Raw genomic sequence first — 8,543 nt, 5'->3', positions numbered from 1 at the left:
GCGGGCGCCGCGGAAGCCGCCGTTGTGCATCATGCCGCCTTCGTCCACCAGCGCGATGCCCAGCCCGCTCGCCGAGAGAAAGCGCTCGCAGCTGTCGAGGATGGCGTCGAACACCGGCCCGGTGTCGGCCACCGAGCTGCTGATGACCCGCAGGACCTCGGCGCTGGCGGTCTGCTGCGCGAGCGCGTCCTGGGTCTCGTTGATGAGCCGCAAGTTCTCGATGGCGATCGCGGCCTGGCCGGCGAAGGTCGCCAGCAGCTCGACCTGGCGCTGCGGCGTCTCGCCGGCGTCGGTCCAGGCCACCGCGATCGCGCCGATGGGCTCGCCGTCCTTCAGCAGCGGCACGCCGAGCATGCGGCGCCAGTGGCCGGTCGTGGCGGTGGCGGGGTCGTAGGCTGCATCCGCCGAGGCGTCGGCGATCGTCACGGCCTTGCGCGAGGCGATCACCCGGCCGCTGATCATGCGCGGGTCCGGTGGCCCGGGGTAGAAGCGCCTCGCGTTCTCTATCGCAGAGGGCGGCCAGTTGCGCTGGCCCACCAGGTGCACCAGGCGTCCGTCATAGCGGAACACGGCGGCGGTCGGGCTGCCGAGCAGCCGCACCGCGCAGTCGAGGATCGCCTCGAAGACCGGCTGCACGTCGCTCGGCGACTCGCTGATGACGCGCAGCACCTCGCTGATGGCGGTCTGGTAGGCGAGCGCTTCGCGCAGCTCGGCGGTGCGTTGCTCTACCTTGCGCTCCAGCCCTGCATACGACTCGCGCAACTGCGCGGCCATGCGGTTGAACTGGTCGGCCAGGCCTTCGAGCTCGTCGCCGGTGCGGACCTCGATGCGCCGGTCGAGGTCGCCGGCGCCGATCTGCGCTGCGCCTGCCTGCAGCGCGCGCAGCGGGCGCACCAGCGCTCGCGCCAGGAAAAAGGTCGCCACCATCGAGACCAGCACCGCCAGCACGAGCACCAGCCCCATGCGCTGCAGCATGACGTACAGCGGCGCGAAGGCCTCGGCGCGGGGCGACTCGACGAACACCGTCCAGCCGAGCGACGGGATCGGGGTATGGGCCGCCAGCATCCGTTGGCCGGACAGGTCGCGTGCAAGCTCCCCCGCGTCGCCGGCGCCGGGCCGCAGCCGTGCCGCTACCTGCGGCAGTGCGCTCATGTCGGTCTTCTTCAGCACCAGGCTGATGTCGGGGTGGGCGATCAGCGTGCCGTCGGCATCGACCACGTAGGCCAGGCCGCCCGCGCCGATCCGGATGCGCGAGACCACGTCCCAGACGAACTTCAGGTTGAGCTCGGCCATCGTGACGCCGCCGCCGGGCCCGGCGGGGCGCGCGAGCGTCATGTACGGCTCGGTGCCCATGCGGAAGTGAACGGGGCCGAACCCGGTCCGGCCCTCGATGGCGTTGCGGAAGGCCGGCTCGGCCGATCGGTCGACGGCGCTGCCGAACTCGTTCATGGCCAGCCGTGAGATGCGCAGCTGTTCGTGACCGCTGCTGTCGATCCACGCGACTTCGGTGATCGGTGGTGCCTGGCGCAGCAGCTTCAGGTATTCGATGTAGCGTGCCTCGCGCGCATTGCTGCCGGGGCCATCGACGCGCGGCAGCGCGGTCCAGCCCAGTTGCTGCTCGATGTTCAGCACGTACTGCTCGATGCGCGTGGCAGCAGCCTGCGCCTTCTCGGCCTCCGGCTCGTTGCGGCGTCTGCGCGCGTGGCCAGAGAAGTAGATGACGACCGCGCCGCTCGCGACTGGGGGCGAGCCCGGCGGCGCCCGGGCCATGTCCGAATCCGCGTCGATCAGCATGGACACCTCCACCGTGTGCCGGTCCATTCATCCCCGAATGGCATTGTGGTTCACTCGCGCGGCGCCGCACAGGGGGCCGGTGCGAGGGGCGGGCACAGGGCACGGCACGTTGTGCCGCCGCTCGACAAGTGATACGGTCGAACGCCCCGCCCGCTCGCGAGAGCCACCCGACCAAGGAGTGCCCCGTGGGAGACCTGCACCACCCGCTGCAACCGGGAGACCCCGCGCCCGGATTCACACTCCCCGCGGCCAACCGCGAATGCGGCATGGTGTCGCTCGCGGACCTGCGCGGTCGCCCCTTCGTGCTGGGCCTCTTTCGCGGGCTGCACTGCCCCTTCTGCCGCCGCCAGGTGAGGCAGCTCGCCGACATGCAGCCGGCCCTTCGCGCCGCAGGGGTCGAGACGGTGGCGGTGATCAACACGCCGGTGGAACGCGCCCGCCTGTACTTCGGCTACCGGCCGATGCCACTCCTGCTGCTGGCGGACCCGGACTGCAGCACGCACCAGGCCTTCGGCGTGCCGCGCCTGGAATTCCTGCCCGAGGGCAGCAGCGAGACGCCCCAGTGGCCTTCGCGCATGCGCATGGCGGACTTCGAGGCGGCACGCATCAACCCCACCGGCGAGCTGCCGCAGCCCACGCAGCCGATGGCCGCCAACGCCGCGCTCAATGCGCAGGACGGCTTCGAGCTGGACGACGCCGACAGCGCGATCATGGCGAGCCATGCCACGCAGCTGGTCGGGCATTTCCTCATCGACGAAGCCGGCATCATTGCCTGGGAGCACATCGAGGCGCCCGACGGGCCGAGCAGCCTGTGCTACTTCCCGGACGCGGCGGAGATCACGGCCGCGGCCGGCTTGCTCGGGCGCTGAGCCGCCGGCCGGCAGCGCGGCTGTCGGCGGCGGGTGCTCATGCCGTGCCCATCTCGACCACCACACGTCCTTGCGCCTGCTGCGCCGCCACCACCCGCTGTGCAGCATCGGCATCCTCGAAACCGAAGCGCCTCGCGTCCATGAGCGGCGCAAGCTGGCCCGACTCGGCCAAGCGGCTCGCCTGCGCCAGGATCTCGCCATGGTGGGCGCGGCCGCGGCCGGTGATCATGGGCAGCAGGGTGAACACGCCCGAGTAGGTGCCCGCCCGGAAGGACAGCGGCGCGAGCCGATGGGTGCCCCAGCCCAGCGCGCTGACCACATGGCCGGTGTAGATGCGCACCGCCTCGAAAGACCCGTCCAGCACCGGCCCGCCCACCGTGTCGTAGACGATGTCGAAACCCTCGCCGTCCGTCAGGCGCTGCACGTACTGCGCGACGGTCTCGGCGGTGTAGTCGATGGGCGTTGCACCGAGGCGCCGGATCGTCTCCTGCTGCGCGCCATTGCCCGTCGCGAAGACCTGCGCGCCGCGGGCGCGCGCCAGCTGGATCGCGGCGTGGCCGACGCCGCCCGCACCGCCATGGACGAGCACCGTCTGGCCCGGCTGCACGTTCGCGCGGTCGACCAGGCCCTCCCAGGCGGTGATGAACACCAGCGGCAGGGCCGCGGCCTCGCGCGGCGACAGGTTCGACGGCGCGCGGGCCAGCAGGTCGGCGTCGACGGCGGCGTACTCCGCCAGCGAGCCCTGCAAGCCGCCGATGCCGCCGGCGAGTCCGTAGACCTTGTCGCCCGGAGCGAAGCGACTCACGCCGGCGCCGACGCCTTCGACCGTGCCGGCCAGGTCCATGCCGAGGACCGCCGGCAGAGGCTGGCGCGCGTGGGCAGCCTGGCCGGCGCGGATCTTCGTGTCCAGCGGGTTGACGCCACTGGCATCGATCCGGACCAGGACCTGGCCGCGACCGGCGCGAGGCAGCGGCAGTTCGCGCAGCTGCAGCGGGCCATCGACCTCGTCCAGCACGTGGGCGCGCATGCGCGCGACGGGGGCGGCGGAATCGGAAGCGGGGAGGGTGGACATGGATTCATTCCTCGGGGGTGGGAGATGCATCCAGTGTTGGTGCTGCACGAATGAATGTAAATCGACAGAATCGCAAGCTCCTCATGCAAAACTGAATGGACCAGCGATGGAGTGGAGCGACATCAAGATCTTCCTGGCGGTCGCGCGCCACGGCACGCTGGGCGCCGCTGCCCGCCAGGCTGGCGTGTCGCAGCCCACGATGGGCCGGCGGCTGAAGGCCCTCGAAGCCTCGATGTCCGCATCGCTCTTCCAGCGCACGCCCGAAGGCTTCGTGCTCACCGCCGCGGGCGAGGCGGCGCTGGCCCATGCAGAGCAGATGGAAGAGGAGGCGCTCGCCTTCGAGCGTGACGTCGCGGGCGAGTCCAGGCAGTTGGAGGGCCTGCTTCGCGTCTCGACCTCGGACTGGTTCGGGGTGCACATGCTGTCGCCGGTGCTCGCGCAGTTCATGCGCCGCCATCCCGGCGTGCAGGTCGAACTGCTCACCGACGCACGGCTGCTCAACCTCTCGCGTCGCGAGGCCGACCTGGTCCTGCGCATCCATCCGTTCGACGAGCCCGACGTCCTGCAGCGCAAGCTGATGCACGTGCCCTACGCGCTCTACGGCGCGGCGGGCGGCGCCGCACCGCAGGCCGGCGACGGCGCAGGGGCCACGCTGTTGACGATGGACACCGCATTCCGCGGGTTCCCCGACGCCCTGTGGCTGCGGCGCATGCTGCCCAACGCGCGCATTGCGTTCGGCAGCAACAGCCGCGAGGCGCAGGCGGCGATGTGCGCCGAGGGCCTCGGGCTTGCCGTCCTGCCCATGCCGCTGGCCGCGCGGATCCCGCAGCTGCAATCGATCGACCTCGGGGAGCCGCCGCCCGGCCGCGACGTGTGGCTGGGCTACCACCGCGACATGCGGCAGTCGGCGCGCCTGCGGGCGCTGATCGACCACATGACGAGCGCATTCGGCTAAGGCACACGCGCCCGAGGCGCGCGTTCCGCGAGGCACCCTCCTACATGCGGAGCCGCCATCCGGAAATTGCAGTGCCGCGCCCGCGCCGCCTACATTCGCGGTCGCGCCCAGGGGAGCTTCGCGGTGGCCACGACATCGGTACTTCATGCCGGGCATCCGCCGTCCATCGGTTGTCTTTCATGATGTTCTTGCGTCCCTCCGTCCTCGTCGTGCTGGCGGGAGCCGGCTTCGCCCTGTCGACCCCAGCCCTCGCCGAACCCTCGCCGGCGCTGGATCGCTTCAGCTTCTCTGTCGGCGCCTTCCATGCCGAACCCACCCTCGACGCCGGGCTGAACACACCCTACGGCCGCTTCGACACGCGTGACATCGAAGGCAGCAAGGTGACCATGCCGCGCATCACGGCCGATGTGCTGATCGGCGACAGCCAGGGCTTCTCGCTCGACTACTACCGCTTCAACCGCGACTACGGCACCGGCTTCGCCAACAACTTCGCGATCGGCCCGACCTCGGTTACGGCGCTGGGCAACGTCAACCTGGACCTCAAGCTGGACTTCGCCAAGTTCGCCTACAAGTGGTGGATCGGCTCGGGCAACACGGTGCTGGGCCTGGGCGCCGGCCTGGCCTACTACCGCGTGAGCCTGGACAGCAACGCCCTGGCCGGGGTGAACGGCGCGACCGCCACCTTCAGCCAGCGCGACAGCGACGACGCTTTTGCGCCGCTGCTGGAGATCGGCGTGCGCCACGCCATCAGTCCCGACCTGCGCCTCTTCGCCGACGTGTCGGGCGTGCGCAAGGGCGGCAACAACCTGCGCGGCCACATCTACAACGCCGCGCTCGGCGTCGAGTGGTTCCCCGTCAAGAACGTGGGCGTGGTGCTCTCCTACGGGGTGACCGAGGTCGAGCTCAAGCGCGACTTCGATGCGCTGAGCAGCACGGCGCGGCTGCGGGTCAAGCTGAAGGGGCCTTCGGCCTTCCTCAAGGCGCGGTTCTAGGCGCGATTCCAGGCGCGCAGCCGCTCCAGCGCTTGCAGCAGCCGGGCGCCCGCCTCGGCGAGGTGGCCGTCGTTGCGCACCTCGATGGCATGGGGCGGGGGCAGGTAAGCCACCGCGCGCTGCACCCGGGCCTCGACCATCTCGGGCGCTTCGCGCCCGCGCGCCATCAGCCGCTGCCGCAGCACCTCGACGCTGGCGGTGACGTGGACCACCGCCAGCTGCGGAAACCTCGCCAGGGCGTGCGGCAGGTAGGCCCGCGAGCCATTGACGAGCACCCACTTGCCGCGATGCAGCGGCGCGAGTTCGTCGTGCTGCACGCCGTAGCGCAGGCCGTTGGCCTGCCAGTCGAGGGCGAAGGCCTGCGCCTGGTGCAGCAGCACGAAGGCCTGCTCGCTCACGCTGTGGTGCTGCTCGTCGCCATGGCGGATCGGCCGCGTGATGGTGCGGCGTGCCAGGTGCAGGGGCAGGTGCGGCGGCAGGTGGTCTTTGAGCCAGGCGATCAGGCTGTCCTTGCCCGCGCCCGAGGGACCCATCACGTAGACGAGACGGCCCTTCACTGGAGCACCTTCGCCTGCGGCTGCGGTGCCATTCGCCTTCGGAGCGGCCGTGCGGGTCACTGGAGCACCTTCGCCTGCGGCTGCGGTGCGATTCGCCTTCGGAGCGGCCGTGCGGCTCATGTGCTCAGCGCCATCTGCTCGACCAGCATGAAGTCCGCGCCGGGCCGGGGCTCGACGAACAGCGAGAGGCTGTCGACGCGGCACGGGGGCAGGGCATCGAAGCGGTGGCGTGCCGCGTCCTTCAACGCCTCGATCGCCGGGGGGGCGGCGTCCTTCAGCGAGCCGGTGAGCGAGAGGTGGAAGCGGAAGCGCTCCAGCACGAAGGGGTAGCCCCAGCGCAGGAGCAGCGCGTCTTCCTCAGCTGTGAGTCCGGCCGCGCGGCGGCGCTCGAGCTCGGCCGGCGCGAGCGGTGCCGCCAGCGGCTGCAGGCGGGTGACGCAGGCGGCGGCCAGGGCATCGATCGCCTGTGCGTCCCCATCGGCCACCAGCGCGAGGAAGTCGTCGAGCATCGCGACCTTGAGTGGCGGCAGCGAGAAGGCCTCGAACCCGGCGGCGAGCGCGCGCATTTCGGCGCGCAGCTGCGCCTCGTCGACGCCCGGCGCCAGCGCGAAGGGCGCCTTGAGCGTCGCGTGCCAGCCGTAGCGCCGCGGCGCCTTCGTCAGCCGATGCTGGTCGGGCGCGGACAAGCCCGGCACCGGCGGTTGCGGCAGCGGCTCCCCGCGTGCGGCGCAGCGGCCCAGCCAGCGGCTGCCGGCCAGCCACCAGGGGCTGTGTGCGCGCGGCGCGAAATAGACCGCGAAGCGATGCGGCGCCTCAGTCATCGTGGGTCACCGTCAGCGTGATGCGGTCGCCCGCGAACCAGGTGCGCGCGAACTCGATCGGCTGCGCCCCGGTGTCCACGTTCACGCTCTCGACCAGCAGCACCGGCCGCGCGACGGACTGCCTTAGTTGCGCCGCCACCTCGGGCTGCGGCATCTGCGCCGTGATGCGGCTCTCGTGGCGGGTGTAGTCGTCCACGCCGTGGGCGGCGAAGGCAGCGGTGATGGAGCCGGTCTCGCGCACCACGGCCTCCAGCTTCGCGAAGCGCGGCAGCGGAAAGAAGCGCTCCCCGACGTGCAGCGGCTGCTGTTCGGCCTCGCCCAGCACCTGCAGGCGCAGCAGTGGGCTGCGCACCGGCACCTGCAGGGCGCGCGCCTGTGCCGCGCCCGCGCGCACGGTGCTCGCATCGAGCACGCGCAGCCCGCCGCGCAGGCCGGCCAGCGCCATGTTCTGGTGGTGCCGCGTGCGCTTGGCCAGCACCATCTCGACCGCGAACTCCTCCACGTAGGTGCCGCTGCCCTGCGTCACGCGCAGCAAGCCTTGGCTGCTGAGACTGGCCAGCGAACGCCGGATGGTGTGGCGGTTGACGCCGAACTGCTCGGCCAGCGCGTGCTCCGATGGCAGCCGCTCGCCGGGTGGATAGACGCCGCGCGCGATCGCCTCGGCGAGCTCGGCCGCGATGCGCGTCCAAAAGGAATCGCGCGCGGGGCGCGGCGCGATGGCCAGCGCGGGGGAAGACGTCGTCGTGGTTGTCATGAAAAGGACATGGGTCGCGCCTAAGCTGGCGCCAGTGGCTTGATTTGTCTATACAACTTTCCCAGAGTACCACCCCGATGTTTCATGCCTTTGACAACCACCCTGCGAACCGGCCGCCAGGCCGCGCGCAGTGGATGGCCGTGCTGGCGCGGGCACCGCTCTCGATGCTGGAGCCTGCGCTGGGCGAACATGCTCGACGTACGCCGCAATGGCTGCGCGCGCCGGAAACGGGGCTCATGATGGTCCAGGGCCGGGCGGGCGGCACGGGCGAGCGCTTCAACCTCGGCGAGGTTACGGTCACGCGCTGCGCACTGCGCCTGGAGGGCGTCGCGCAGGAAGGCGCGGCCGTCGGCGTTGCCTATGTGCTGGGGCGCTCGCATCGGCACGCGCAGCTCGCGGCCGTGGCCGATGCACTGCTGCAGGACCCGGGCCGGCAGGAGGCGCTCGACGCCAGCCTGCTCGAGCCGGTACGCCGGCATCTGGCGCAGCAACGTGCCGGGCGCCATGCGCGGGCGCAGGCCAGCAAGGTGGAGTTCTTCACTGTGGCAAGGGAAGCCGGGGGGGCGGATGGCGATGAAGAGGCAGGCCAATGAGACATCGGGTGGCAATCCCGGGCGGGGCTTTGCTCGATTCCCCTCCGGAGGGGGGCGGGGGCACGCGTTCGTTTGATTTCTTACGTTGCTGTTGGGTTGAGTGCGGAGCCGGGATTTCGCCCCGGCGGGCGAGTCA

Annotated in this window: 9 protein-coding genes; 4 read left to right on the top strand and 5 right to left on the bottom strand. The window is 71.2% G+C overall.

Annotation, left to right across the window (positions count from 1 at the left end):
- Positions 1 to 1,794, bottom strand: a 1,794-nt coding sequence (locus tag APY03_RS42400) for a cache domain-containing protein (protein WP_198161234.1), incomplete at its 3' end; no start/stop codon positions are given.
- A 185-nt stretch (positions 1,795 to 1,979) separates the two neighbouring features.
- On the opposite strand from APY03_RS42400, the gene APY03_RS10020 reads away from it, so the two are divergent.
- Entirely contained in the window at positions 1,980 to 2,663 is a 684-nt protein-coding gene (locus APY03_RS10020; RefSeq protein ID WP_068676358.1) for a peroxiredoxin-like family protein, read from the top strand.
- 37 nt (positions 2,664 to 2,700) lie between these two features.
- On the opposite strand, the gene APY03_RS10015 is transcribed toward APY03_RS10020, so the two are convergent.
- Positions 2,701 to 3,735 (bottom strand): zinc-dependent alcohol dehydrogenase family protein, encoded by a 1,035-nt coding sequence (locus APY03_RS10015; RefSeq protein ID WP_232081183.1) that lies wholly within the window; start codon positions 3,733 to 3,735, stop codon positions 2,701 to 2,703.
- Between the two features lie 106 nt (positions 3,736 to 3,841).
- Between APY03_RS10015 and APY03_RS10010 the strand changes: the two genes are divergently transcribed.
- Positions 3,842 to 4,690, top strand: coding sequence for a LysR family transcriptional regulator (locus APY03_RS10010; RefSeq protein WP_068676356.1), 849 nt, complete (start codon positions 3,842 to 3,844; stop codon positions 4,688 to 4,690).
- Positions 4,691 to 4,872: 182 nt separating this feature from the next.
- Positions 4,873 to 5,682 carry a hypothetical protein gene (locus APY03_RS10005; RefSeq protein ID WP_232324217.1) on the top strand — a complete coding sequence of 270 codons (810 nt, stop codon included), beginning with the start codon at positions 4,873 to 4,875 and terminating at the stop codon, positions 5,680 to 5,682.
- On the opposite strand, the gene phnN is transcribed toward APY03_RS10005, so the two are convergent.
- From phnN to phnF, 3 genes are all read right to left on the bottom strand, one after another.
- Positions 5,679 to 6,239, bottom strand: a complete 561-nt coding sequence (gene phnN, locus APY03_RS10000; RefSeq protein WP_232324216.1) for a phosphonate metabolism protein/1,5-bisphosphokinase (PRPP-forming) PhnN — start codon at positions 6,237 to 6,239, stop codon at positions 5,679 to 5,681. The two genes, APY03_RS10005 and phnN, sit on opposite strands and share 4 nt — an antisense overlap.
- Positions 6,240 to 6,355: 116 nt before the next feature.
- A complete protein-coding gene (locus APY03_RS09995; RefSeq protein WP_068676352.1) occupies positions 6,356 to 7,060 on the bottom strand; it encodes a DUF1045 domain-containing protein in 705 nt (234 codons plus the stop codon).
- The gene (phnF, locus tag APY03_RS09990; RefSeq protein ID WP_068676350.1) at positions 7,053 to 7,814 is read right to left on the bottom strand and encodes a phosphonate metabolism transcriptional regulator PhnF; all 762 of its coding nucleotides are present in this window, start codon (positions 7,812 to 7,814) and stop codon (positions 7,053 to 7,055) included. Before phnF ends, APY03_RS09995 begins: the two co-directional genes overlap by 8 nt.
- A gap of 77 nt (positions 7,815 to 7,891) precedes the next feature.
- Between phnF and phnG the strand changes: the two genes are divergently transcribed.
- Positions 7,892 to 8,407 (top strand): phosphonate C-P lyase system protein PhnG, encoded by a 516-nt coding sequence (gene phnG / locus APY03_RS09985; RefSeq protein WP_068676348.1) that lies wholly within the window; start codon positions 7,892 to 7,894, stop codon positions 8,405 to 8,407.
- Positions 8,408 to 8,543: the final 136 nt, after the last annotated feature.

Origin of the sequence: Variovorax sp. WDL1, assembly GCF_001541225.1 — a bacterium.
Lineage (GTDB): Bacteria > Pseudomonadota > Gammaproteobacteria > Burkholderiales > Burkholderiaceae_C > Variovorax.
This window is presented reverse-complemented; position numbering and strand designations above follow the sequence as displayed.

Excerpts from the sequence above, each read along its gene's own strand:
- APY03_RS10015 (WP_232081183.1), bottom strand. The coding sequence starts at position 3,735 with ATGTCCACCCTCCCCGCTTCCGATTCCGCCGCCCCCGTCGCGCGCATG.
- APY03_RS10010 (WP_068676356.1), top strand. The coding sequence starts at position 3,842 with ATGGAGTGGAGCGACATCAAGATCTTCCTGGCGGTCGCGCGCCACGGC.
- APY03_RS10005 (WP_232324217.1), top strand. The coding sequence starts at position 4,873 with ATGTTCTTGCGTCCCTCCGTCCTCGTCGTGCTGGCGGGAGCCGGCTTC.
- APY03_RS09995 (WP_068676352.1), bottom strand. The coding sequence starts at position 7,060 with ATGACTGAGGCGCCGCATCGCTTCGCGGTCTATTTCGCGCCGCGCGCA.
- phnF (WP_068676350.1), bottom strand. The coding sequence starts at position 7,814 with ATGACAACCACGACGACGTCTTCCCCCGCGCTGGCCATCGCGCCGCGC.
- phnG (WP_068676348.1), top strand. The coding sequence starts at position 7,892 with ATGTTTCATGCCTTTGACAACCACCCTGCGAACCGGCCGCCAGGCCGC.